At 60.4% G+C, this 25,200-nt stretch carries 24 protein-coding genes and 3 pseudogenes; 15 read left to right on the top strand and 12 right to left on the bottom strand.

Annotated elements, in window-relative coordinates; genetic code table 11:
• The first annotated feature begins 40 nt into the window (after positions 1–40).
• From E4P82_RS10790 to phaR, 4 genes are all read left to right on the top strand, one after another.
• The gene (locus E4P82_RS10790; protein ID WP_169248889.1) at positions 41–262 is read left to right on the top strand and encodes a hypothetical protein; all 222 of its coding nucleotides are present in this window, start codon (positions 41–43) and stop codon (positions 260–262) included.
• Between the two features lie 21 nt (positions 263–283).
• Positions 284–1,465, top strand: coding sequence for an acetyl-CoA C-acetyltransferase (locus E4P82_RS10785; protein ID WP_169248888.1), 1,182 nt, complete (start codon positions 284–286; stop codon positions 1,463–1,465).
• Between the two features lie 31 nt (positions 1,466–1,496).
• Entirely contained in the window at positions 1,497–2,240 is a 744-nt protein-coding gene (gene phbB, locus E4P82_RS10780; protein WP_169248887.1) for an acetoacetyl-CoA reductase, read from the top strand.
• Between the two features lie 64 nt (positions 2,241–2,304).
• Positions 2,305–2,868, top strand: a complete 564-nt coding sequence (phaR, locus tag E4P82_RS10775) for a polyhydroxyalkanoate synthesis repressor PhaR (RefSeq protein WP_211203115.1) — start codon at positions 2,305–2,307, stop codon at positions 2,866–2,868.
• A gap of 44 nt (positions 2,869–2,912) precedes the next feature.
• Here phaR and E4P82_RS10770 read toward each other — a convergent pair whose 3' ends face one another.
• The 3 genes from E4P82_RS10770 to E4P82_RS10760 form a co-directional block, all read right to left on the bottom strand.
• Positions 2,913–3,968, bottom strand: a complete 1,056-nt coding sequence (locus E4P82_RS10770; RefSeq protein WP_169248885.1) for a class III poly(R)-hydroxyalkanoic acid synthase subunit PhaC — start codon at positions 3,966–3,968, stop codon at positions 2,913–2,915.
• On the bottom strand, positions 3,965–4,564 hold the full coding sequence (locus tag E4P82_RS10765) for a poly(R)-hydroxyalkanoic acid synthase subunit PhaE (RefSeq protein WP_169248884.1): 600 nt from the start codon (positions 4,562–4,564) through the stop codon (positions 3,965–3,967). Before E4P82_RS10765 ends, E4P82_RS10770 begins: the two co-directional genes overlap by 4 nt.
• A 116-nt stretch (positions 4,565–4,680) precedes the next feature.
• On the bottom strand, positions 4,681–6,156 hold the full coding sequence (locus tag E4P82_RS10760) for a beta-barrel assembly-enhancing protease (RefSeq protein WP_169248883.1): 1,476 nt from the start codon (positions 6,154–6,156) through the stop codon (positions 4,681–4,683).
• Between the two features lie 102 nt (positions 6,157–6,258).
• Between E4P82_RS10760 and E4P82_RS10755 the strand changes: the two genes are divergently transcribed.
• Both E4P82_RS10755 and E4P82_RS10750 read left to right on the top strand, forming a co-directional pair.
• On the top strand, positions 6,259–6,765 hold the full coding sequence (locus E4P82_RS10755) for a tetratricopeptide repeat protein (protein ID WP_246327521.1): 507 nt from the start codon (positions 6,259–6,261) through the stop codon (positions 6,763–6,765).
• Positions 6,766–6,841: 76 nt separating this feature from the next.
• Positions 6,842–7,279 (top strand): universal stress protein, encoded by a 438-nt coding sequence (locus E4P82_RS10750; RefSeq protein WP_169248881.1) that lies wholly within the window; start codon positions 6,842–6,844, stop codon positions 7,277–7,279.
• Positions 7,280–7,289: 10 nt separating this feature from the next.
• On the opposite strand, the gene E4P82_RS10745 is transcribed toward E4P82_RS10750, so the two are convergent.
• From E4P82_RS10745 to E4P82_RS10735, 3 genes are all read right to left on the bottom strand, one after another.
• Entirely contained in the window at positions 7,290–8,195 is a 906-nt protein-coding gene (locus tag E4P82_RS10745) for a transglutaminase family protein (protein WP_169248880.1), read from the bottom strand.
• Positions 8,192–10,744 (bottom strand): circularly permuted type 2 ATP-grasp protein, encoded by a 2,553-nt coding sequence (locus E4P82_RS10740; RefSeq protein WP_169248879.1) that lies wholly within the window; start codon positions 10,742–10,744, stop codon positions 8,192–8,194. Before E4P82_RS10740 ends, E4P82_RS10745 begins: the two co-directional genes overlap by 4 nt.
• A 189-nt stretch (positions 10,745–10,933) precedes the next feature.
• Positions 10,934–11,299, bottom strand: a complete 366-nt coding sequence (locus E4P82_RS10735) for a cyclic nucleotide-binding domain-containing protein (RefSeq protein WP_169248878.1) — start codon at positions 11,297–11,299, stop codon at positions 10,934–10,936.
• A gap of 159 nt (positions 11,300–11,458) precedes the next feature.
• Here E4P82_RS10735 and E4P82_RS10730 point away from each other — a divergent pair, with 159 nt between their 5' ends.
• Positions 11,459–11,782, top strand: coding sequence for a PilZ domain-containing protein (locus E4P82_RS10730; protein ID WP_312914756.1), 324 nt, complete (start codon positions 11,459–11,461; stop codon positions 11,780–11,782).
• A 238-nt stretch (positions 11,783–12,020) separates the two neighbouring features.
• A pseudogene (locus tag E4P82_RS10720) lies at positions 12,021–12,779 on the top strand (DegV family protein); the annotation flags it as partial.
• Between the two features lie 6 nt (positions 12,780–12,785).
• Here the strand turns inward: E4P82_RS10720 and E4P82_RS10715 are convergent.
• From E4P82_RS10715 to ureG, 6 genes and pseudogenes are all read right to left on the bottom strand, one after another.
• Positions 12,786–13,557, bottom strand: a pseudogene (locus E4P82_RS10715) (ATP-binding cassette domain-containing protein).
• A complete protein-coding gene (gene urtD / locus E4P82_RS10710; RefSeq protein WP_169248874.1) occupies positions 13,544–14,365 on the bottom strand; it encodes an urea ABC transporter ATP-binding protein UrtD in 822 nt (273 codons plus the stop codon). Before urtD ends, E4P82_RS10715 begins: the two are co-directional and overlap by 14 nt.
• A complete protein-coding gene (gene urtC / locus E4P82_RS10705; RefSeq protein WP_169248873.1) occupies positions 14,362–15,450 on the bottom strand; it encodes an urea ABC transporter permease subunit UrtC in 1,089 nt (362 codons plus the stop codon). Before urtC ends, urtD begins: the two co-directional genes overlap by 4 nt.
• Before the next feature lie 4 nt (positions 15,451–15,454).
• A complete protein-coding gene (urtB, locus tag E4P82_RS10700) occupies positions 15,455–17,071 on the bottom strand; it encodes an urea ABC transporter permease subunit UrtB (protein ID WP_169248872.1) in 1,617 nt (538 codons plus the stop codon).
• A gap of 176 nt (positions 17,072–17,247) precedes the next feature.
• On the bottom strand, positions 17,248–18,531 hold the full coding sequence (gene urtA, locus E4P82_RS10695; RefSeq protein WP_246327520.1) for an urea ABC transporter substrate-binding protein: 1,284 nt from the start codon (positions 18,529–18,531) through the stop codon (positions 17,248–17,250).
• Between the two features lie 389 nt (positions 18,532–18,920).
• Entirely contained in the window at positions 18,921–19,550 is a 630-nt protein-coding gene (ureG, locus tag E4P82_RS10690; RefSeq protein ID WP_169248870.1) for an urease accessory protein UreG, read from the bottom strand.
• A gap of 254 nt (positions 19,551–19,804) precedes the next feature.
• Between ureG and mads1 the strand changes: the two genes are divergently transcribed.
• The 7 genes and pseudogenes from mads1 to E4P82_RS10660 all read left to right on the top strand — a co-directional run bounded on the left by mads1 (position 19,805) and on the right by E4P82_RS10660 (position 25,191).
• Entirely contained in the window at positions 19,805–20,020 is a 216-nt protein-coding gene (gene mads1 / locus E4P82_RS10685) for a methylation-associated defense system helix-turn-helix domain-containing protein MAD1 (protein ID WP_169248869.1), read from the top strand.
• The gene (locus E4P82_RS10680; protein ID WP_169248868.1) at positions 20,013–20,537 is read left to right on the top strand and encodes a very short patch repair endonuclease; all 525 of its coding nucleotides are present in this window, start codon (positions 20,013–20,015) and stop codon (positions 20,535–20,537) included. Before mads1 ends, E4P82_RS10680 begins: the two co-directional genes overlap by 8 nt.
• Positions 20,530–21,703: pseudogene (locus E4P82_RS10675) on the top strand (DNA cytosine methyltransferase). The gene E4P82_RS10680 and the pseudogene E4P82_RS10675 overlap by 8 nt, the downstream one beginning before the upstream one ends.
• Entirely contained in the window at positions 21,700–22,077 is a 378-nt protein-coding gene (locus E4P82_RS22110; RefSeq protein WP_246327519.1) for an Eco29kI family restriction endonuclease, read from the top strand. The pseudogene E4P82_RS10675 and the gene E4P82_RS22110 overlap by 4 nt, the downstream one beginning before the upstream one ends.
• 28 nt (positions 22,078–22,105) lie before the next feature.
• Positions 22,106–22,360, top strand: coding sequence for an Eco29kI family restriction endonuclease (locus tag E4P82_RS22105; protein WP_246327518.1), 255 nt, complete (start codon positions 22,106–22,108; stop codon positions 22,358–22,360).
• Positions 22,361–22,554: 194 nt separating this feature from the next.
• Positions 22,555–23,733 (top strand): hypothetical protein, encoded by a 1,179-nt coding sequence (locus tag E4P82_RS10665; RefSeq protein ID WP_169248867.1) that lies wholly within the window; start codon positions 22,555–22,557, stop codon positions 23,731–23,733.
• A 15-nt stretch (positions 23,734–23,748) separates the two neighbouring features.
• Positions 23,749–25,191 carry a DUF4139 domain-containing protein gene (locus tag E4P82_RS10660; RefSeq protein WP_169248866.1) on the top strand — a complete coding sequence of 481 codons (1,443 nt, stop codon included), beginning with the start codon at positions 23,749–23,751 and terminating at the stop codon, positions 25,189–25,191.
• Positions 25,192–25,200: the final 9 nt, after the last annotated feature.

Genomic DNA, 25,200 nt, shown 5'->3' with positions numbered 1-25,200 from the left:
TGGGGACCGATGCCATACCGCACAATCGCGCGATGCTGCAATGCCAGAATCGGTTGACAAGAATTATGGCAAGCGCCAATATGTTGCGCTCAAATCAGTCGAGAATAGGATTCCTGCCATTGTCGCCGGCCGCAACCCGCATCATTACAGCTTTGGACGCTCCTCTCACTACTTCTTTATTTTTTGCATCGGTATGATGCTGTTGTTGGTGCACGGCGCAAGTCGTCTCTCGCCAACGCATGGCGATTTCCAATATAAATAGGGCTATCCGGAGGTTAACTCGATGGAAGATGTGGTCATCGCCGCCGCCGCCAGGACCGCAATCGGCAACTTCATGGGATCACTATCGACGATCCCAGCCAACATTCTGGGTGCCAAGATTATCCAGGGTCTGCTCGGGAAAACCGGGATCAAGCCAGAACAAATCGACGAAGTGATCCTTGGCCAGGTGCTGACCGCCGGCACCGGCCAAAACCCGGCCCGCACTGCGGCGCTGAACGCCGGACTACCCATCGAAGTGCCCTGCCTGAACATCAACAAGGTCTGCGGTAGTGGCCTGAAAGCCGTGCATCTGGCCTATCAGTCCATCCGCGACGGCGACAACCGAATCGTGATCGCCGGTGGTCAAGAAAGCATGAGTCTGTCCCCGCACCTTCTGCTCGGGTCGCGTCGCGGCACCACCATGGGCGATGCCAAGCTGATGGACTCGATGCTGAACGAGGGACTGCACTGCGCCATCAACCACTACCACATGGGGATCACGGCCGAGAACATCGCCGCCCAATGGGACATCTCCCGCGAGGAGCAGGACGCTTTTTCCGCCGCCTCCCAAGACAAAGCCGCCGCCGCGATTCGCGACGGCAAGTTCAAGGATGAAATCGTGCCGATCGAGATTCCGCAGCGCAAGGGCGCACCGATCGTGTTCGATACCGATGAGTTCCCACGCGCGGGAACCACCGCCGCCGGCTTGGCCAAGCTGCGGCCGGCGTTCAAACAGGACGGCAGCGTCACCGCCGGCAACGCCTCCGGCATCAACGATGGCGCGGCCGCCGTCGTGGTCATGACCGCCAGCGCCGCCCGTGACCTCGGTCTTACGCCACTGGCGCGCATCGCCGCTTACGCCAAGGCCGGCGTCGATCCGAAAATCATGGGTACGGGTCCGATTCCGGCATCCCGCGCTTGCCTGAGCAAGGCCGGCTGGACGGTGGATCAGCTCGACTTGATCGAATCCAACGAAGCATTCGCGGCTCAGGCGATCTCCGTCAACCGCGAAATGGGCTGGGACACCAGCAAAGTGAATGTCAACGGCGGCGCCATCGCGCTGGGCCATCCGATCGGCGCTTCCGGCTGCCGCATTCTGGTGAGCTTGCTGCACGAAATGGTCCGCCGTGACGCTAAGAAGGGTCTCGCGACCCTGTGCATCGGTGGCGGCCAGGGTGTTGCCCTGGCCGTCGAACGCGATTGATTCCAACCAAAAATCCGAGGAGAAGTCTCTAATGTCTCGAGTCGCAGTCGTTACTGGTGGTATCGGTGGTCTGGGCACGGCCATGTGCAAGGCACTGATCGAGCAAGGTCGTCGCGCCGTCGCGGTCGACTACAACGGCCTCAGCCAGGAAGCCGTGGACAAATGGAAGGCCGATCGCAAGGCCGAAGGCCTCGACATTCCAGTCTATCTGGCCGATGTCACCGATTTCGATTCCTGTGCCGAAACCTGCAAGAAGATCGAGGCGGAAGTCGGCCCGATCGAAATTCTGGTCAACAACGCCGGCATCACCCGCGACGCCATGTTCCACAAGATGACCCCGGAACAGTGGATCGCCGTCATCAACACCAACCTGAACAGCATGTTCAACATGACCAAGCAGGTCTACGGGAAGATGGTGGAACGGGGCTGGGGCCGCATCGTCAACATCTCGTCGGTGAACGGCATCAAGGGCCAAGCCGGCCAGACCAACTATTCGGCGACCAAGGCGGCGGTCTACGGCTTCACCAAGTCATTGGCTCAGGAATGCGCCAAGAAAGGCGTTACCGTCAACTCGATCTCGCCCGGTTACATCGGCACCGAAATGGTGCGGGCCATCCGGGAAGATGTGCTGGCGTCCATCGTCAAGACCATTCCAGTCGGCCGTCTGGGCGAACCTTCCGAAATCGGCCGTACCGTCGCGTTCATGACGGCCGAAGACGGCGGTTTCCTGACCGGCGAAGACGTCACCGTTAACGGCGGTCTCTACTTCCGCTGAGCCCTGAACCGCGCGGCGCTTGCCTTCCGGCCGGCGCCGCGCCGCTTTTTTTTATATGCCCGCCATGAGCGAACTCCGCACCATCAAAAAATACCCGAATCGTCGGCTCTACGATACGGCTATCAGCAGCTACATCACCCTTGAGGATGTCAAGCAACTGGTGCTGGAACGCGCCGAGTTCCATGTCATCGACGCTCGCACCAATAGCGACATCACGCGCGGGATTCTGTTGCAGATCATCAGCGAACAGGAAGAGCAGGGCAATCCGATTTTTACCGCGGAAGTACTGGCGCACATCATCCGCTTCTACGGCGACACCCTGCAAGGCATGATGGGCAATTATCTGGAGAAAAGCTTGCAGGCGTTCGTGGACCAGCAGCACCTGTTTCGGGAACAGATGCGCACACTTATCGGCAAGAATCCGCTGGCGATGATCACCGAGCTGGTGGAACACAACCTCTCGTTGTGGAAAAGCGTCAACGATCGATTCCAGAAACCCTATATCCCGCCGGAAACGGTCAGCGAATTGGCTCCCCTCTCCCAGCAAGTCGCCCAAGCCGACAGCTCGGCTGCAACAACCAGCGCGCAAGAAAAGCCCAGGAAAGCGCGGAAAGACCACAAAGACTGATCTTCCTTCCGAATCGAACGCCGTACGTGACTGGCGGAGTTCCTCTAACGGGCCAGCAACCACGCCGCGACAGCCGGCGGTACTTCGCGTTGGGCACGGCCGCTGACGTAAATGCCGATGTGGCCACCCTGGAAGGAAAACTCCGTGTAATCCCGACTGCCACAGCATTCCGCCAAGGCCTTGGAAGCGGCGGGCGGCACCAGGTGGTCCTGAGCGGCATACACATTCAGCACCGGCATGACGATGTTCCCCAGATTCACTCGCCGGTCGCCGATATTCACTTCGCCCTTGATCAGCTTGTTCTGTTGAAAGAAATCCTTGGCAAACTGGCGGAACGCCGCGCCGGCTTGGTCCGGGCTATCGAAAATCCATTTTTCCATCCGCAGAAAATTTCGCAGTGCCTGGGCATCGTCGAGGATATCGGTCAAATCCACGTACTTCTGCCCGGCTAGCCGAAACGGGCTGAGCGACAGAAAGGTGAAATTCAGCAACTGGCCCGGCAGGTTGCCGAGGGTATCCACCAGCAAATCCACGTTCACATGCCGAATCAGGTGAGTCAACAGATTGTCCGGCGTATGGAAATCCACCGGCGTCACCATGGTGACGAGGTTGCGAATCTTCTCCGGATAGAGCGACGAAAAGCACAGGCTGAGGGTGCCACCCTGGCATACTCCCAGCAGGTTGATCGCATCCTGCCCGCAACGCTCGCGCAGGGCATCCACGCAATGGTCGATATAGCGGTGGATATAATCCGTCAGGCTCAATTCGCGGTCGGCGGCGTCCGGATAGCCCCAATCGATCAGGTAGACATCCAGACCAGCATCCAACAAACCGCGAATCATGGAACGGTCTTCCTGCAAATCCATCATATAGGGGCGGTTGACCAGGGCGTAGACGATGAGCAACGGCACCGGATGCGGTTGCGCCACCCGAGGCTGATAGCGATACAACGTCAACTTGTCTTCCTGATAGACCGCCTCCCGAGGGGATACGCCGGTCTCGATCTCGCCCAAATCGCGCAGGGTCTGGCCACCCTGAGCCAGCTTGGCGCTGAAGGACCGAAGTTCCTCGGTAATCCGTTCGGATGTCAGACCGATCATGAAGCAGGTTCTCCGCGCGCGCAACAGCCCAACAAAGCGTTCAGCAGACGGCCGCTGAGTTCGCTGTACTCGGCGCCACGCAGCATTCGGCCGTAGGTTTCTTCGTTGCAATCCACCCACAAGTTGAACAACTCGCGTAGGCTGTCGGCAACCGTGCCGGCAGCCGCGCGTTCGCGCAGTCGTTGTTCCATGAGATCCAGCGCAGCCACCGCCGACTGCCGCAATAATTCGAGATATTCGCCCTGGACCTGCTGGTAGGCCCGCCAGCCATCGGCACTCTGGTCGGCGCGAGGAGCGATGGCGGAAACACCCAAGGACGAGGCGGCTTGTTGCCAGCTTTCCAGGGTCAGCGTCCACAGACGGGCCAGATCGGGATCAGCGTTCGAATCCTCGGTCGATTGGGCGACCGCCGCCTTGAATCGGTCGAAATGCTGGCGCAGCGTAGTGTCCCAGTCGGGCGGCTGAGCGCCGGCGTCGGGGGACTGTTCGGCGAACTGACGGATTTGCTCGCCGAACGCCAGATAAGCGCGAGCCTGCTTGAGCAGCAATTCGACATCGAACAGGCCTGGTTCGGCGGTGGAATTTTGATCGGTCATGGTCAGGAAAAAATTTTTCGGATGATGGTGTCAGTCGATATTACCTAAGTATAGTGGGTCAATCGGATCGGTGCAGGGCGTAACATGGGCCGGGCTACTTGCCGGCATGCCGCAATTCAGGGCGAAGCCCGTTTGGGGATCGGTAAATCCAGGGCGATGGCTTCCGCCTTGAACTGCTTGAGCCGGGCGCGCAACTGGGCTTCCCGGTTCGGCGACAGGCCGGGATTCCGAAGACCGAGTTCCAATTGCTCGATGGCGGGCAGCAATTCGCCGTTCAGATAATGATATTCCGCCATGGTGGCATAGGTCGCCGCCATGTCGCCCGCCCGCTGCGCCGCTTGGGCGTAGCTTGCATACAGCAGGGGATCGTTGGGGTGACGGCGCAGGTGTGGTTGCAGCAAACGCATCGCCAACTTCGAATCGCCCTGAGTGGCCAGCGCGCGACCGTAGTGCATGGCCAGGGTAAAATCATCTGGATAGAGCTTGCGGGCCTCCTCGAACAGTCGCCAGGCTTGTTGCCGATCGCCCTGGGCCAGCGCGATTTCCGCCGCCTCGATGCGGAAGGCCAGCCGATCGGGATCGCCGCTGACCAGGCGTGCCACCTGTTGTCGGGCCTCGTCATAACGGCCAGCCTGACGCAGGGCCAGCGCGTAGGCATAGCGCGTGGCGGTTTGGTCGGATGCATCGCCCCTGGCCAGCAGGGTTTCCAACTCCCTGATAAGAGTATGGGTATCCTCGGTCGCCAGCACCTGTGCCCGAGCCTTGGCGAGCGCGTAGGCTTGGCGATCGCGGGGAGTGACGCGCCGCAGCGGTGGGATCTCGATTCGATCCTGGGTATCGGCGACGCGATTCTCCGGGCGTGGGTGCGTCAGCAACATTTCGGGAACTTGGTTGCGAGCCTCGCCGCTGGACATGCGCTCCAGTTTGGTAAAGAAATCGCTCATGCCCCGAGGATCGAAACCGGCCTTGGCCAGCAGTTGCATGCCGATGCGGTCCGCTTCCTGTTCGTTGGCGCGAGTGAAGCTGATCTGATGCTGGGCGCTGGCCGCCATGGTCCCCACCATGGCCGCTTGACCGGCTTGGCCACTGGCCGCCGCCAGCGCCGCCGAGGCCACCATCGCCGCCGCCAAGGGTAATGTCAGCCGCTTCATGTCGGCAATGGCGCGAACGATATGCTTCTGCGAGACGTGAGCGATTTCGTGGGCGATGACCCCCGCCAGTTCGTCCTCCCGTTGCGTGGCCAACAACAAGCCGGTATTGATGCCGATGAAATTGTGAGGCAGGGCAAACGCATTGATGCCGGGGTCGCGGACCAGGAAAAACGTGAACGGCACGCCGTTCTGATCGGCGTAGGTCACGATGCTCTGACCCACGGAATCGAGGTACTCGTTCAACTGCACATCGTCCAGCACCGCCCCGCGCGCGCGAAGCTGCCGCATGATTTGCAGACCCATTTGCTGCTCGTCGTCGGCACCGAAATAGATCCGCGAGGGATCGCCCATATCCGGCAACAGGATGGATTGCGCGCCCGCCGACGCCAATGAAGCGCTCAGCGACAGACTCAAGATCAGGGGAAGCAAACGATGGGACATGGAGTTTTTGACTGGCGAAGAATTTCCAATAAGACTTGGGAACACGCGGCTCGTTCCACAAAATCGTTCCTAATACGCCGCTCGCCAGAGAGGTTCGCCCAAATGCCATGCCGGATTGCGTTGATCGTGGCCTACTGCATGGTTTTGGCCGGTTGCGCCACCATGCAAGGCACATCAACCAGCCTGGAAGCCCCTGTGTCGCGCTCGCCAGACGATCGGGCGGTGCCGTCGAACGCGCCACCCGCGCCGTCGCCGAGTGCGGATTTCATCGAGGAACGCGCGCGGCAAGCCTACGCAACCGGGCGCTGGGACGTGGCGGAAGGGTATTATCTGCAATTGGCCCGCCTGCAACCACAAGATGCCGGACCCTGGTTCCAGTTGGGCAATCTCTACGCCGAACAGGGACGACTGGATATGGCGGAGCGCGCCTACCGGGAGGCGCTACGTCGCCGCGACGATGCGCGGACCCTGCATAATCTCGGTCTGGTGCAGGTGCGGCTTGGGGTGGGCGCCCTGCGCGAGGCATGGGAACGGCTGCCGCCGAATGACCCGGCCCGTCAGCAAACCCACGAGTTTCTGCGAGCACTGTTGGATGCGATGGCGCAATGAAATCCAGGTTCCACCATCGGGTCCGCGTGGCATACCGGTTCGAATCCATTGGGTGAATGACTCGGGAGAAAGCGAGATGGCTTACCAACACATTTTATTTGCCGCCGACTTTGCCGACGAAGCATTGCGGGTCGGCGAGCGCGCCAAGGACATCGCCCACAAGTATGGCGCGCGACTGAGCCTGATCCATGTGATCGAGGATGTGAATATCAGCCTGGGCGGCGGCTACGAACTGCTGCCGGTATTGCCGGATTTACCCGACGAGGCGCTGTTGGGAGAGGCACGGAAGACGCTCGACGAAATGGCGCACCGCCTGGGAACGGAAGATGCCGAACAATGGGTGGTCAGCGCTCCTTCCACCAAGGAAGGGATTCTCGACGCCGCTCGGGCGCACGGCGTCGACCTGATCGTGGTGGGTAGCCACGGACGCCACGGTTTGGCGCTGCTGCTGGGATCGACCGCCAACGCCGTGCTGCACGGTGCGCCCTGCGACGTGCTGGCGGTGCGGATTTGACGGAATTCGCCTATCCTTGTCCGCCTTTCGATACCGGCTCCGCATGCGGCTCCACGTCCACCGACACTTCCAGCGAGTGCGAGCCGCCGCCGGTCATCACCCCGGTGAGCGGCGCGACATCGCCGTAATCCCGACCCCAGGCCAAGGTGACGTGCCGTTCTCCCGGCATGCAGTCGTTGGTCGGATCGAACTCCGCCCAGCCGGTGCCCGGAACGTAGACCGCCAGCCAAGCGTGCGATGCATCGGCGCCGACTAGCCGCGGCTGACCCGGTGGCGGTATGGTTTCCAAATAGCCGCTGACGTAGCGCGCCGCCAAACCCAGCGCCCGCAGGCAGGCGATCCCCAGATGGGCAAAATCCTGGCAGACTCCGCGTCGCTCGCTCAGGACTTCACCCAACGGAGTCGCCGTTGTCGTGAAGTGCGGGTCGTAAGTAAATTCCCGATTGATGCGCCGGTTCAGATCCGCCACGGCGTTCAACAGCGGCCGCCCCGGTGGAAAGCTGGGTTCGGCGTATGCGCGAAAGCTTGGATGCAAGCCCACGAACGGCGAATCCAGCACGAACAACCGGGCCTCGATGATTTCGGGGTCCGGATCTTCCCGCAGCATCTTGCCAGCCTGTTCCCAGGCCATGGATGGGCTGGACGGACCGAATGGCCGCGCATCCAGTACCTGGACCTCGGTGGCAAGAGTGACTTCAAGACGCTGATGAATGTCCTGGATCGCAAAATACAGCACCCGATTGCCGAAAAAATCCTGCCGCTCGACGGACAACGCCGGTCGCGGCTGGATGGTGATGCGGCTGGGACGGCAACGCTGCCAGCTCGCTTCCCGTGGCAGCAACCACGCCTGGTTGTGACACAGGGCGACACCACTGCTGTAATGGTAGAGCGTACGATGAGTGATGGTGTACTTCACGGCTGCATGGTGATCAGTTGTCGGGGAACTTCGGCGTGGCTGAAATGGCTGTGGGTCAGGGCGTCGGACAGGTTCGACAATGGTGTGTGCAGCGCGTCCAGCAAGCGGCTCAGCTCGGTGCTGGAGCGGGTGCTGTCGTGGGACAACGTGGCCAAGGCTTCGATATCGGCAAGCTGCAAGGTGGTGAAGGCTTCCAGAATCAAGCGTTCCTCGGCGTTGCGGTAGGTGGAGCTGACCGACCGGTGCAGCCGACCGATGTTGCGTTGCAGCCGTCGCAACTGATAGCCAACCGACCGGGGGTTGTCTTCATCGAACAACAGGAGGTCGATGATCGCGGTCGGATGCAGCGCGGAACGATAGCGACGGCGATAGGCGGTCAGGTTATCGGTCAAGGTGAGCACGACCTCCCACAGCGGCAGTCCTGGATTGCGGGCGGTGATGAACGCCAGCTTGAACAGATCCAAGGTATGCAGCACTCGCTCCAGATGGCGGCCGATGTCGAAGAACAGCCAACCTTGATGATGAGGCATGGTTTCATTGCTGAGCCCGGAAAACGCCGCCATCAGCATCAGATCTTCTTCCAGCAGCTCCCGCGCTTGGCGGGCACCCAAGCTTTTGGGCGGCTCCTGGATGCTTTGCTGCAAACGATTCAACAAGCGCCAACTATCGTCGCCCAGATGGTTGCGTACCGCGCGGCCGGTTCGCAGCAAGCCATCGAACAGCGCCTGCATGCTGCTGGGGTGCTCCGAATCGGCGATCAGGTCGAGTAGTTCCTGGCGCAGTGTGAAGAACCGCGCGCGCGGCGATTCCGCCACCGGCGGCACCGGGATCTCCAGGGCGTCGAGCAGGTCGTCCAAACAGCGCTCGTCGGTATTGTCCTGCTCCCATTCCAGCAGCCGCCCGAATGCTTCGCGCAGCAACCGCGCGGTGCTGTCGAGCCGTTCGAGGTAGCGCCCCATCCAGTACAGGTCATCGGCAACCCGGCTGGGCAGATCGCTGCCATCGCGAGTCACCACGATCGGGCCGTAGGACTGCCTCAACAAGCTGACATGACGCTGAGGCGTCGGCGCCAGCACCCACCAGTCCTTGCTGATACCGCCGTTTTGCAGCGAAGCTTGCAGCGTATCCAGGCCGGACGAGACTCGGGCCAATCCGCCGGGCATGACGCGATAACCGTCGCCGTCGGCGACCACGAAACCGCGCAGGATCACCGGTCGCGGCGTCAGTCGGCCCTCTTCCAGCACCGGCGCGGTGGACAGCGGCAGCGGCTCCTGACCGACAAAGCGATAGGGGTTGGCGTGAATTCGCCCGACCAGCTCCGCGCGGGCCGCTGCGTCGAGCTGACTGCCGTCCCAGCACGGCCCGTCCGCCAGGATCGAGCGCACCACCAGGCGGTCCAGATTCGCCAATACGTAACCGCGTTCGGCCGGGTCGCCGCACCACCAGGTGGCCGAGGATGGCAGTTTGAGATCCTCGCCCAGCAGATGCCGGCACAGCATCGGCAGGAAAGCGGCCAGTCCAGGGTTTTCGATGAGGCCGCTACCGAGGGCATTGGCCAGCGCGACATGACCGCCGCGCACTGCTTGTAGCAGTCCGGGGATGCCCAACAGGGAATCGCCGCGCAGCTCCAGTGGGTCGCAGAAAACGTCCGATACCCGCCGCAGGATCACATCCACCGGCCGCAACCCACCGAGGGTTTTCAGCCAGACTCGGCCGTCGCGCACCACCAGATCCTCGCCCTCGACCAAGCTGAGCGACAGATAGTTGGCCAAATAGGCATGTTCGAAATAGACCGGGCTGTTGGGACCGGGCGTCAGCAGTACGACATGCGGGCTGTCGGGGTTGTGGCGCGCCATGCCCGCCAGCGTGGCTCGCTCGGTTTCCAGAAAACTGGCCAGCCGGCGCAAGGGCGCGTCGCGGTACAGCATCGGCAGGGCCCGCGCCAGAATGACCCGGTTTTCCAGCGTATAGCCGGCGCCGGACGGCGATTGGGCACGGTCGCCGTGGATCCGAAACGTGCCGTCCGGCCCGCGGGCCAGGTCCACACCGTGAAAGGTCAGCCAGCGGCAACCCGGCGGCAGCGATTGATGGCAGGACGGCAAAAAGCCAGGGTGAGCATAGATCAACTCCGGCGGTAGCCACCCCTGACGAATCGCCAATCGTCGGCCGTAAAGATCGGCCAGCAGGGCGTTCAACAGCCGCGAACGCTGCTCCAACCCGGCTGCCAACACGTTCCATTCCTCGCCGGTCATCAGCAACGGAATGGGGTCGACCAGCCAATGCCGCAACGAACCGCGCGGATCGTTGTAGGTATTGTAGGTCACCCCGTCCGATTGCAGCAGACGTTGGATTTCGGACTGCTGGCGCTCCAGCTCCACGCCACCGATCCCCTCCAAGGCCCGCGCCATATCGCCCCAATGAGGGCGCAACAGGCCGGGTGCCGCGAACATTTCGTCGTAGCCGGACTCGGCGACCGGGTAGTCACCCAGCAGCGGGCTGTTGTCGGCCAGATTCGAATCCTCTTGATAGGCGACAGAAGCTTCAGGCATGCAAATTCCCACGGAGGAGGCTACTGCGATCCCGCTTGCCGGTCGTGCGGCCATGGCCGGAGCGGCTTCGGTGCGCGGCTGGCACGAAAGGCCGCAGGCATCGTGCGGTGTGTCATGCGAAAAAGCGTTTTCAAGCGCATGGACAACCCGGTCCGCACCGAACAGCCGGGCCGGCGCCTGACCGCGCGATCAGTCGCGGAGTTGGTTGGTGGTACGACGCAACCGTTCGGCCATAACCCGCATGACTTGGATGGCAAAGGAAGGCGTCAGCCGCACCAGAGCCAGAAAGTGCGCCCGGCTGACAGGTGCCAGCACGCAGTCGGTGCGGGCGACGGCTGTGGCGCTGCGGGGTTTGTCATCGACCAGCGCGAGTTCTCCGAGAATGCCGCCAGGGCCAACGGTTTCCAGAATATGGCCGCCATTCATCAGGATGTCGACCTCGCCTTCCGCCACGATATAGAGGTTATCACCCGGCTCCCCCTCCCGGAAGATGGCTTGGCCGGCGGCGAAAGAACGGCTGTCTTCAAGCTGGTTAAAAAGTTCCTGGTTGCGCATGGATCGGTGTCTCATCGTGCGGAGAGTCGATGGGGATATCCGCGCCTTGGCTTGCCAAACGGTTGGTGCGATAATTTTGTGGCAGTTTAACCGACTTTGCGGAGGTGTGATAGGGCACACCCCAGACATCGCCCCGGCTTTCCCAAAATCCATTTCGGAGTGCGCTCATGCCTGGTTGTGTCGAAAAGCGGCAGTTTGCCCGCACCGAAGTCAACGCCGCAATCCAGTACAAGGTTGCCGGCGCCGACCTGTTGCACGAGGGCACGATGGGCAATTTCGGCGGGGGGGGGAATCTTGTTGTGGGCCGAGCAGGAACTACCGGTCGGAACGACACTATACCTCTTCATCCACTCGGACGAACTGGCGGAGATCGAACTGGAGGCAACGGCCACCATCGTGCGCGTCGACCCCACCAAGAAGGATGGGCGGTTCGGTTATGGCTGCCGGTTCGAAGCGCTCTACAACAACCCCCATGCGGACTGACCCCCTCGTCCGGCCGCCGGATGCCCGCCAAACGGACCGCAAGCGCGGCTCTGGAGTTGTGTCGGCGTGAAAACCGTGGTAGTGATCGACGCAACCTGCGATCTGCCGGATGCTTACGTGCAACAACATCGTTTAAAGGTGTTGCCCAATAAATTGCTCCTGGGCGATCAGGTGTTTTCCGATACCCGGGATATCAACCTGAGTCTGGCTTTTTTTTCACCGTTACGCCGCGTCGCCGGATCTGAAGGCGACAAACGAACCTTGTCCAGCCGACGCCATCGCCGCGCTGTTTCTGGATCGTTGGGTCGTCGAGTACGACCGGGCGGTTCTGATCACCCTCTCGCAAACCCTCAGCGCCTTGTTTCAAAACGCGACCGAAGCCTATTTCGCCACCCTGCGCGGCTACCGCGAAAAGCGCCGGCTGGCCGGATTGCTGACGCCGTTCCATCTGAACGTGCTCGACAGTAGAACCGTTTTCGCCGGTGAGGCGGTGCTGGCCGATGCGGCGATTCGGCTGCTCCGGGATCAGGATTTGGCCTTCAACGAATTGCGCCGACGGATCGAGGAGTTCCGGCGGTACGTGCGCTGCTACATTCTGCCCGGAGACTTGGCCTACGCGCGCAACTGGGCAAAGGATAATGAGGAAATGCGCATGACGTTTCCGGAGTCCCACCTGGATGGGCTGCTCGGCAACCAGCCGGTTGCCCGCTTTTTCGATGGTGAAATTGAACTGGCGTTCAAGGGGCGCGGTTTTGACAAAGCGTTGCCGAAGCTGCTCGATCATGCTCGGAAAACGGTCGAATTGGGCCTGCGAACCCCGTTGGTGGCGATCAGTTACGCCGGCGACCCGCAAGTACTCAGGCAGAAGCCCTGCTTCGTCGAATTCGAACGGTACGCCCACCAGTGGGGTATCGAAGTCATGGTGTCCACCATGAGCGCGGTCGGCGGCGCCAGCGTCGGCCCTGGCGCGCTATCGCTGGCTTATGCCGCCGACTGAATCCCGTTATACCGTCAAATACTGCCGCACCAGATCGTCGTTTAAATCGGCAATCGCTCCGGTGGCCACCGCCCGGCCCTTGTCGACGATACAAAACTGCTGGGCGACCCAACGGGCGAACGGCAGCTTCTGCTCGACCAGCAGCACGGTCATCCCCAACTCCCGATTCAAGCGCTGCACCGCCACATTGATCTCCTGAACGATGGCGGCCTGCTCGCGGGTTCGGTCGATCTGTTCCTGATTCAGCCGGCGAATGACCCGGCCAATCTCGCGCACCACGTTGGGCTGAATACCTTCGGTCGGCTCATCAAGGATCAACAGACGCGGCTCCAGCACCAGGGCGCGACCGATGGCCAGTTGCTGCTGCTGCCCGCCGGACAGATCGCCGCCGCGGCGCTTGAGCATGGTCTTGAGCACCGGAAACAGTTCGAAGATCAATTCCGGCACCTGTCGTAAGCGCCGGGGATTGGCCGCCAAACCGATTTTCAGATTTTCTTCCACGGTCAGCAGCGGAAAGATCTGCCGGCCCTGCGGTACGTAGCCGATGCCGAGCGGCGCCCGCCGCTCCGCCGGTAGACGACTCAGATCCTCGCCGGCGAAAGTGATCGTGCCGGAGCGGATCGGCAGCAGACCCATCAGGCACTTCAGCAAAGTAGTCTTACCCACGCCGTTGCGGCCCATCAGGCTGATCACCGCGCCTTCCGGCACCTCCAGCCCCAGATCCCACAGCGTGTCGCGATTCGCCGTAATACTGGTTCAGACCTTCAATGGTAAGCATCGCCGGCTCCCAAATAGACTTCGATGACCGTGGGGTCGACCTGCAACTCGTCCAGCCGACCTTCCGCCAGCACTCGCCCCTGATGCAGCACGGTCACCTGATCGGCGATGGAGCGCACGAAACCCATATCGTGCTCGACCACCACCACCGAGTGCGCGCCGGCCAGCGAGCGCAGCAATTCGGCGGTGCGCTCCATTTCCGCCGGGGTCATGCCGGCCACCGGCTCGTCCACCAGCAGCAGGCGCGGCTCCTGCATCAGCAGCATGCCGATTTCCAGCCACTGCTTCTGGCCGTGCGCCAGAATGCCGGCCCGGCGCCCGCCGTGCTCGGACAGGCCGACCCGCTCCAACACCGCGCCGATGCGGTCGCGTTCCTCGCCACTCAGTCGGGTGGACAGTAACCCGCGCAACCGCTTGGCGCCCGACATCGCCAGTTCCAGGTTTTCCAGCACGGTCAGCGGTTCGATCACGGTCGGTTTCTGGAACTTGCGGCCGATGCCAATCCGGGCGATGGCCGGCTCGTCCAGCTTGAGCAGATCGATGGTCTGGCCGAAAAATACCCGCCCGCTGTCCGGCTTGGTCTTGCCGGTGATGATGTCCATCATGGTGGTCTTGCCGGCACCGTTGGGACCGATGATGCAGCGCAGTTCGCCATCGCCGATATACAGCGACAGCTTATCGATGGCCTTGAAGCCGTCGAAACTGACGCTGACCTCTTCCAGATACAGCAGGATGCCATGGGTGGCATCGACCGGCTCGACCGGCGTATGCAGACCGACCGCATCCAATTCCGAGATCAGTTCGCTCATGCCGCTTTCTCCCGTCGCCGCAACAGGCCGATCAAACCGTAGGGCAACAACACGGTGACCGCCACGAACAATCCACCCAAGGCGAACAACCAGACTTCCGGCAAGGCACCGGTCAACCAGGTCTTGGCGTAGTTGACCAGCACCGCGCCGATCACCGCGCCAACCAGCGTGCCGCGCCCGCCGACCGCCACCCAGATCACTGCCTCGATGGAATTCAGCGGCGCGAATTCGCCAGGATTGATGATGCCGACCTGTGGCACGTACAGCGCCCCGGCCACTGCGGCCAACATCGCCGACAAGGTGAACACCAGCGCCTTGACTCGTTCCACCCGGTAGCCGAGAAAGCGGGCGCGATCCTCGCTGTCGCGGATCGCCACCAGCACCCGGCCCATCCGGGTCGAGACCAACCAGCGGCACAAAAGATAACCACCAGCCAGCGCCAGGGCGGACAGCACGAACAACACGATACGGGTTCCATCGGCATGCAGCGGGAAGCCGAGCACATCCTTGAAATCGGTCAGGCCGTTGTTGCCGCCGAAGCCCATCTCGTTGCGAAAGAAGGCCAGCATCAGGGCGTAGGTCAGCGCCTGAGTGATGATCGACAGGTAGACGCCCGACACCCGCGAGCGGAAGGCAAACCAGCCAAACACGAACGCCAGCAGGCCGGGCACGACCAGCACCATCAGCGCCGCAAACCCGAAATTGTCGAAGCCATGCCAATACCAAGGCAGCTTCGACCAGTTCAGGAACACCATGAAATCGGGCAACACGGGATCGCCGTAAACTCCGCGAGTCCCGATCTGGCGCATCAAATACATGCCGAAACAGTAGCCGCCCAAGGCGAAGAAAGCGGCGTGGCCCAGACTCAGGATGCCCATGTAGCCCCACACCAGATCGATGGACACCGCCAACAGCGCGTAGCAGAGGTATTTGCCAAGCAGGGTAACGGTATAGGCGGTCAGATGCAGAGGGTGATCGGGTGGAACCAGCAGATTGAGCACCGGAACGCCGATGCCGAGGATAGCCAGCACGGCCAGCAACACCAGTCCGGCACGATCGGAGAGTAGCCAGGGAGGGAAACGCATGAGTTCAAACCTCCGCCGCCCGCCCGCGCTGCGGGAACAGTCCGCGTGGGCGTTTTTGAATGAACAGGATCAGGAACACCAGCACCAGGATCTTGGCCAATACCGCGCCGGACCAGGGTTCCAGCAGTTTATTGGCGACACCCAGCGACAGCCCGGCCACCATCGTGCCCCACAGGTTACCGACCCCGCCAAACACCACCACCATGAACGAGTCCACGATGTAATTCTGCCCCAGGTTGGGCCCGACATTGGTCAGTTGCGACAACGCGACCCCGGCCACACCGGCGATGCCGCTACCCAGGCCGAAGGTCAGCGCGTCCACCCGCGCCGAACGGACGCCCATCGCCTTCGCCATCGCCCGATTCTGCGCCACCGCCCGCACCTCCAAGCCCAGCCGAGTGCGTTGCAGGGCCAGCCACAGCAGGGCAAACACCGCGATGCAAAAGCCGATGATCACCAGGCGATTGAGCGTAACCTCCAGCGGACCGAGTAGGATCGTGCCGCTCATCCAGTCCGGGGTCGCCACCGAGCGGTTCAGTGGAGAGAAAATCGAACGCACCAGTTGTTGCAGGATCAGGCTGATGCCGAAGGTGGCCAACAAGGTTTCCAGCGGCCGGCCGTAGAGAAAACGGATCACGCTGCGCTCGATGGCGATACCGACCAATGCAGCCACGAGAAAGGCCAGCGGCACGGCCACCGGCAGCGACCAGTTGACCGGCAGATACTGCTGCGTCAACCAAGTCGTGTAAGCGCCGAGCATCATCAACTCGCCGTGCGCCATGTTGATCACGCCCATCACCCCAAAGGTGACGGCTAGACCGATGGCCGCCAGAATCAACACCGAACCCAGCGACAGACCAAAGAATAGGGTTTCCGCCCAACCCAGCATTTGCAGCCGGAATTCGGTCTTGGCCAGCGCGGCTTTTGCCGCCTCGCGTACTGTGGCGTCGCTATCCTCGGCGGCAACCCGCAGCAATGGACCGCGAATTTCCGGTTGCGTCCAGCCGCCCAGCGCCTTGGCGGCTTGTACACGCACGGCAGGGTCGGGACTCGCCAGATCGACCAGCGCCAACGCCGCCGTCAATAATTCCTGGATTTTCTTGTCGGACTCCACCTCCAGCCGTGCCTTCAGCCGGGCCGCGCCTTCCGGTTTGGGATTGCGCAGGAAAGCATCGACCGCCGCCCGGCGCTTTCCTGGATCGGCGCTGGACAAGCCCAGACTGGCCAAGCGGTCTTCGATCAGACTGCGCAAATGATTGTTGACCCGGACGCGATCCAAGTCACGTTTGATCACTTGCCCCAAGGGTTGACCGGTGATGGCATCCTCAATGGCAATCTCGGCATCGTCGCCCAGAGCGATCACCATCCGATCGCCTTCCTCCTGGTAGTACAAGCGACTTTCGGGCAATGCGCCGAGGATTGCGGCGATCCGGGGATGATCCATATTCACCAGCGTTTCAATCAACGTCGCCTTTTCGGTGAAATCGGCTTCGCGGAGTTGCATCAAGAGAGTCCGCAGCGCATCGTCATCGGCGGCGCGGACGGATGATGCCGCGAAAAGCGTCAGCAACAGCAGGGCAAGACCGGTCAGCCCGGCGCGAAACGACGTGCGGGATACCATAAGGAGCGCTTCTCATCGGAAGGGTGAGAGGGAAATCCCCTCTTCGCCGAGCTTGCGGAAATGGATCGGGTGACTTTTACCTTCCTTAACCAAGGTAGGGAGTGCAATGGCGCCGGGCGATTCGAACCGGCGCCACCCGATCATTCGTGAAGATCGACAAGAGGGGGCCGGGGAGATTACTGGTAATTCTGACCCGAGCACTTCTTGGTGACGGTGTTGTAGTTGCCGCACTTGATCTTGGGATCAGCCCAGTCGGCGGTGATGTCCTTGCTACCCGGCAGGTAGTCGGACCAGGCGTCGCCCGGCACCAGACCCTTGGTCTTCCACACCACGTCGAACTGACCGTCGGCCTGGATCTCGCCGATGAACACCGGCTTAGTCAGGTGATGGTTGGGCAACATCTTGGCCATGCCACCGGTCAGGTTCGGATACTCGATGCCGACCATGGTATCGATCACCTTGTTGGGATCGGTACTCTTGGCTTTTTCCACCGCCTTCACCCACATGTTGAAACCGATGTAGGTAGCTTCCATCGGATCGTTGGTGACGCGCTTCTTGTCCTTGATGAAGGTGTGCCACTGCTTGATGAAGGCATCGTTGGCCTTGTCCTTGATGCTCATGAAGTAGTTCCAAGCGGCGAGATGGCCGACCAGCGGCTTGGTATCGATGCCGGATAGTTCTTCCTCACCGACCGAGAAGGCGACCACCGGAATGTCGGTGGCGGAAATACCTTGGTTGCCCAGTTCCTTGTAGAACGGCACGTTGGCGTCGCCGTTGATGGTGGAAACCACGGCGGTCTTCTTACCGGCGGTGCCGAACTTCTTGATGTCAGCGACGATGGACTGCCAGTCGGAATGGCCGAACGGCGTGTAGTTGATCATGATGTCCTCTTCCTTGACACCCTTGGACTTGAGATAGGCTTCCAGAATCTTGTTGGTGGTACGCGGGTAGACGTAGTCGGTACCGGCCAACACCCAACGCTCCACGCCCAAATCCTTCATCAGGTAATCCACCGCTGGGATGGCCTGCTGGTTGGGCGCGGCGCCGGTGTAGAACACGTTGCGCGACGACTCCTCGCCTTCATATTGCACCGGATAGAACAGGATGCCGTTCAGTTCCTCGAACACCGGCAACACCGACTTGCGCGACACCGAGGTCCAGCAGCCGAACACCACCGCCACCTTATCCTTTTGCAACAACTCGCGCGCTTTTTCGGCGAACAGCGGCCAGTTCGAGGCCGGATCGACCACCACCGCTTCCAGTTTCTTGCCGAGCAGACCACCCTTCTTGTTCTGTTCATCGATCAGCATCAGGACGGTGTCCTTGAGCGTGGTTTCGCTGATCGCCATCGTCCCCGACAGCGAATGCAGCACCCCGACCTTGATGGTATCGGCGGCGTGGGCCAAGGTGGTGCCCAGCGCCAGCGCGCCGGCCAGCAACCAATGGGATAATTTTGGCATTATCTTTGTCATGCGTAGCCCTCGATATGGTGATTGATCGGTCCGCCCGGATGCGGACCCAGAGAGCGCTTCATCAAACGCCGTGCCAAACGACAATATCAATGATATTCAATCGATTGATTTGGATTGTACGTTGCGGGCGAAACGGTCACGCCTTGTAATAGTGCATGACGAAGCTTCGTTGCGGCAAAGCAGGGCGAAGACGATCATAAAGATGGGGCTGAGTTTCAAAAAGGTGCATTCGGAGAACGGAATGGGTGCACAGTCATAGGGATAGCGTGAGAAATGGCAGGCACCACAAGCGAGCAATGCCGCCAATAAAGCCAAGAACCGCGCTAGCCCGATTCGATCATCGACGCGGGCACCCGCCCTTGGAATAGAGCGGCGAATCAAGCCGCCGGGCCGCGCTCCGCGCCGAGCATCCCTCGCTCGACGATGAAATCGATCACCTGTTCCAGCCCTTGTCGAGTCTTGAGATTGGTAAAGACGAACGGCTTATCGCCGCGCATTTTTCCCGCATCGCGCTCCATGACCTCCAATGACGCACCAACATAGGGCGCAAGATCGATCTTATTGATCACCAGCAGGTCAGAGCGAGTAATGCCAGGTCCGCCCTTGCGCGGAATTTTGTCGCCGGCGGCCACGTCGATCACGTAGATCGTGAGATCCGACAGTTCCGGACTGAAGGTGGCACTCAAATTGTCGCCGCCGGATTCGACCAGCACCAGATCCAGATCGGGAAAACGCTCGCACAACTGCGCCACCGCCGCCAGATTCATCGAGGCGTCCTCGCGGATCGCGGTGTGCGGACAGCCGCCGGTTTCCACCCCGACGATCCGTTCCGGTTCCAGCGCTTGGGCACGAGTGAGGAACTGAGCGTCTTCGTAAGTGTAAATATCGTTGGTGACCACCGCGATTCGATAGCGATCGCGCAGCGCCTTGCACAGCGCTTCGACTAGGGCGGTCTTGCCGGAACCGACTGGACCGCCGACGCCGACCCGCAGAGGTTGTGGGTTCATAAGTGGAGACCTGTTGAGGAGAAAGGAATGGAAATCGTGGGCAACGAATATGCCAGCCAGGCTGGCCGAATTTTCGAAGATCGCCTATCAATCGTTAGCTACATTCGACTCCATTTTGACTCATAAAAGGGCATTCATGGATCTGAGCCGTGTATCAATACTACTTGATCTATCTTAATCGGTTCAAACCCTATTCAACCCTTTCAATTAACACTACTATTTTTACTACACACTCGCTACTACTGGAATCCGTCATGCAAGACCGTTGGTTATCTGTCGATGAGATCGCCGAATACTTGGGTGTCAGCAAGGACACGGTGTATGCCTGGGTGAGCGGCAAGGGGATGCCCGGCTACAAGGTCGGGCGGTTCTGGAAGTTCAAGAAGGAAGATGTGGACGCCTGGGTGCGAGCCGGCGGCGCCGCCAGTATCTCCGACGACGACCTCGAAGAAGCGCCACGAGATGCCTGAGGGCGAGCGTGATCGCGAAACCAGCAAGGACGCGGTGAACGAAGGCGCTCGGACTGGTTATTGGGTCGATCGAACCGTGCCCGTTGCGCCTTCCCAGCGAACGGATACGTTGACACCTGCCGCTCGCAGCGAACGGATGAGCCGGATTCATGGAAAGGACACCCAACCGGAAATGAAGGTCCGCCGCCTCGTGCATGGCTTGGGTTATTGCTATCGCCTGCATCGCGCAAATCTTCCCGGCAAGCCCGATCTGGTTTTTTCCAAACGACGCAAGGTTATTTTCGTGCACGGCTGTTTTTGGCATCGCCATTCGGACTCGAATTGTAAGTTGGCGAGACTGCCAAAATCCCGCTTGGAGTTTTGGAGCGCCAAACTGGAAAGCAATCGATTGCGCGATCTTGAAAATCACAAGAAACTTACCGAAGCTGGATGGCGAGTGTTGGTTTTATGGGAATGCGAGCTACGCGACATTTCGAAGCTTGCGGAAAAAATCAGGAGCTTTCTGGAAGATGAATAAAGTCAAGGTCATTGAACTGTTCGCGGGCGCGGGTGGCCTGGGCATGGGCGTTAGTCACGCGGGTTTCGAGACCGCCGCCGTGATTGAATGGAATCGTTACTGTTGTGACACCATTCGTGAAAATCAGAGTCGTGGCACGAAACCGATATGTCAATGGCCTCTGATCGAAGAAGATGTCAGGAAGATTGATTTTCAGCCTTTCGAGGGTGGTATCGATCTGGTTTCCGGCGGACCACCTTGTCAGCCATTCTCGCTAGGGGGAAAGCACCGTGGTCATGGCGATCACCGGGATATGTTCCCCGAAGCCGTACGCGCTGTCCGAGAGATTCGACCACGCGCTTTTCTTTTCGAAAATGTCAAGGGATTGACACGAACCGGATTTGCCAGCTATTTCGAATATATCCGCCTGCAATTGACTTATCCTGAGATCACAAAGCGTTCGAGTGAAGACTGGTCAGATCATCTCACTCGTCTGGAGCGCCATCACACTTACGGTAGCTCTCTGGACCTGCAATACCGATTAGTGACAAGAGTGCTCAATGCCGCCGACTATGGTGTTCCACAACGTCGCGAACGGGTATTTCTTGTGGGATTTCGATCGGATCTGGACATTGAATGGGCTTTTCCCGAACCTACGCACTCCCAAGCAGCGTTATCTTGGGAACAGACTCATTCCAATGCATATTGGGCGCGGCATGGCATACCAAATCCCAAGAGTGAAACACTGAAATCCATCCCTCCACGGGCTGGAAGATCAAAAGAAAAACCCATCTTGATGCCATGGCGAACCATCAGGGATGCTCTATCCGATCTACCCGATCCAGAACTTGATCCACTCACTGCGGCAAAATACCTGAATCATCGCTTTCAAGGAGGAGCACGTAGTTATCCCGGCCATACGGGGAGTCCACTCGACGAGCCGGCAAAAAACGCTCAAGGCCGGTGTGCATGGCGTGCCCGGCGGGGAAAACATGCTGCTCAAGCCGGATGGAACCGTGCGCTACCTGACCGTCCGGGAAAGCGCGCGACTCCAGATGTTCCCCGATACCTTTGCGTTTCATGGCTCCTGGACGGAAACCATGCGACAACTGGGAAACGCCGTGCCGGTTGGCTTGGCCGAATTGCTGGCCAGTCATGTCAGGAAACATCTTGAGCGCCCGACATGACCGTGAAGACATCGCCATACAATCCGCTGGACAAAATCAATCTTGGCAAGAGTGTCGCCCAAGCATTACTGGCGCAGGCGGTGGTCGCGCTGGCCGAGACCGCCGAACTCCAAGGCGCCGGCGTGTATGCAATCTACTACACCGGCCCATTTCCGGCTTACGAACCCATCGTGACGCCCAATCGCAACGGCGAATCTTGGCAACCGATCTATGTGGGCAAGGCCATCCCCAAGGGAGGACGGAAAGGCGGCATCACCGCCGACGCGAGCAAGGGAACAGCCCTACGAGACCGCCTCCGACAACATACCGCCTCCATTGAACAGGCCAACAATCTGGAACTACAAGATTTTTTACTATCGTTGTCTGATGGTTGACGATATCTGGATTCCCTTGGGCGAAAACATGCTGATCGAAACCTTCAAGCCCATCTGGAACATCGTGATCGACGGTTTCGGTAACAAAGATCCTGGCAATCGCCGGGCAACACAATACCGCTCATCCTGGGATGTCCTACATCCCGGCAGGGCTTTTGCGGAGAAGCTGGCCGGCGGCGGAACCACGCCGGAAGAAGCCTTGCGCAAACTCGAACGCTACTTTGCCGGCCTGCCCAGCTCTTCGGTTTCCATCCCAAATGACGAAGACGAAGACGACGCGTGAAATTCCTCCACGGCGACACCGCGCGAAGCCGATGAAAACCAATCTCATCGACCCGATCCCTCTGAAATTCTGAAAGCAGACAGCGTCGTACCCCGACCGACCCGCGTGATCGACTCGCGCCGCGTTAACCCCAAAAGTCGGTCGCGAGCGTTTATGGTTATACCAATACGCTCAACCCTTGGAGGTCGCGACCGATGAATCGAAGCCCGTTGCTGTACCCGCTTGGCCTTCTGCTGCTGCTCGGCGCCGCGCCGGCGGACGTGCTGGCCCGTATCAAGCTCACCACCCTGCCGGTACGTGAGCGAGTGGAAATCCAGCTCGATCACCCGCAAATCGCCCTGGTCGAGGAAGAGCGCATCGTGCCCTTGGTCAAGGGCGTCAATCAGGTGGATTTTTCCTGGGCCAACACTCGCATCGATCCCGACACCCTAGTGCTGCGCATCCTCGCTCCGACGGACGCGCAAGCACTGGATGCCAAGGTGCTATCGGTCAGCTATCCGCCCAACGAAACCGCCCTGGTGTGGTCGGTGGCCGCCAGCGCCTCCGGCGCGGCGCGCATGCGGATTAGCTACGTACTGGGCGGACTGAGCAAGGAGTTCCACTACCGCGCCGTGGCCGACCGCGACGAGAAAACGCTCAATTTGGCGCAATACCTGCGGGTCGGCAACGCCGCCAACGAAGCCTACGACGATGCCCGGTTCTGGGCGGGCGTCGGTGAACGCTTCGAGAAACCACTGGGGTTGAACGAAACCAAGGAAGTGCTGCTAGACCGCTTCGCCGCCGTGCCGGTGCGCAAAACCTACACCTGCGACCCCGCGCAATTCGGCTATCTGGATCGGGCTCAAGATAAGCTCAATGTGCCGATGCACTACGTGGTCAAGAACGCCGGTGGTCCCTTGGGTCGGGAACCGCTGCCGGAAGGCAAGGCGCGCATCTTCCAGGACGACGGCCAAGGCGGTAGTGCTTTTCTCGGCGAGGATCGCGGCGCCTTCACCCCACCCGACGACGAATGGGAACTCTATCTGGGCCTAGCCCGCGACATCGGCGTGCGGCGCACCGTGGATCGCAACGAGCGCCAGCGCATCGCCGGCAATCTGTATCGCCACGAGGTGACGCTGAAATACGAGATCGAAAACTTCAAGGACACGCCGGTTACGCTGGATATCGTCGAAAGCGTGCGCCAGATTCGCAATGACCTTCGCGGCGACAACGGCCGCGACCCGGAATGGCAACTGGGCGATGGCACCCTGCGTCAACCCGATCCCGAGAAGAGCGACGCCGACCAACTGCTATTCCATGTGGATTTACCCGCCCGTGCCGCCGACGGCCAGGCAAAAAAAACAGATCCACACCCTACGGCTGACCCTGAATAACGAATGGTGAGCGCCATGACCCCTCATCCGACCCTGCGTGTGCTGCTCTGCCTGTTCGGGCTGTTGCTACCACTGACGTTGCCGGCTCGCAACGTCGATCTCGCCACCGTGCCCGAGCGACGCACGGTGCAACTGACCATCTACAACTCCGAGGATCTGACCCTGGTGCGGGAAACCCGGGTGGTGACCTTCAAACAAGGCATCAATCCCTTGCAGTTCTCCTGGGCCAACACCCTGATCGACCCGACCTCGGTGAACCTGCGTTTTCGCGAACCCAAACCCGGACTGGAAGTGCTCGACACCACCTTCCCGCACGACAAACCGCAAACTCTGTACTGGAACGTGCATAGTGATGCCGACCGCGAGGCGACCATCGAAATCAGTTACTTCACCTCCGGCATCAGTTGGGCCGCCGACTATCTGGCCATCGCCGATCCCGATGAACGGCATCTACGACTGGAAAGCTTCGTGCGGGTCCGCAATCAATCCGGCGAGGATTACGAAAACGCCCAGGTGCGGCTCGTGGTGGGCACCATCAATCTGGTGGAAAAAATCGCCGAGTTGGCGAAAGTACCGGTCGGCCGGCTCAACGAGCTCAAGCGTGAGGAATATCGCGATCTGCGCCAGAGAGCGGCCCGCAAGGCCATGGCGGCGCCCGCGCCAGCGATGGAAATGGCTGTCGGTGCAATGGCCGCCGATACGGCGGAGATGGCGCCCAAGGAAATCATTAAGGAGGGACTGAGCGAGTACTTCATTTACACCATCGAAGGCACCGAAACCGTGCCGAACGGCTGGGCCAAGCGGCTGCGCAGCTTCGAGGCGGACGGGGTGCCGATGACGGTCGAGTATCGTTACCGCCCCCGTGAGTACGGCGACCAACTCACTCGGCTGTACCTGTTGAAGAATGACGTGGCGTCAAAACTCGGCGGCACACCGCTGCCGGACGGCCTGATCCGGGTATTTCGCGCCAACGGCCACGAGGGCTTGAGCTATCTGACCACCCAGAACCTCAAGTACGTACCCATCGGCGACAAGATCGAACTGAATCTGGGCGTCGATCCAGCGGTGGTGTTCGAACTGGTCAAGCAAAAAGTCTACCGCGACAATTTCTGGTTGCGAATCAAGGGCGGCAACCTCTATCGCAAACTGGGCGAGGACGGCCTGAAGCTGGACCTGGACAGCCAGGTGGCGGGCTGGGACGAACACACGGTTTACCGGCAACGCATCCGCAACTACAGCCGCAAGCCGATCGCGGTCCAGATCCGTCGCGACTATCCGGGCGATGTGGTATTTCGTAGCCGGCTCAATCCGACCCTGCACGACTTCCAGACTGTGCAGTTCGAAGCCAAGATTCAGGCTGGCGAAAAAGCCGAACTGGATTACGAGATCATCCTCCGGCAGGGCTACAACCAGAAGCAAAACCGGGTGGAACTGCAAACCGGGGAACCGGGACGCTGAAGATAGTCG

This window comes from Candidatus Competibacter phosphatis, assembly GCF_012939995.1.
Lineage (GTDB): Bacteria > Pseudomonadota > Gammaproteobacteria > Competibacterales > Competibacteraceae > Competibacter > Competibacter phosphatis.
The sequence above is the reverse complement of the archived record's forward strand: the minus strand, read 5'-3'. Positions and strand labels throughout refer to the sequence as shown.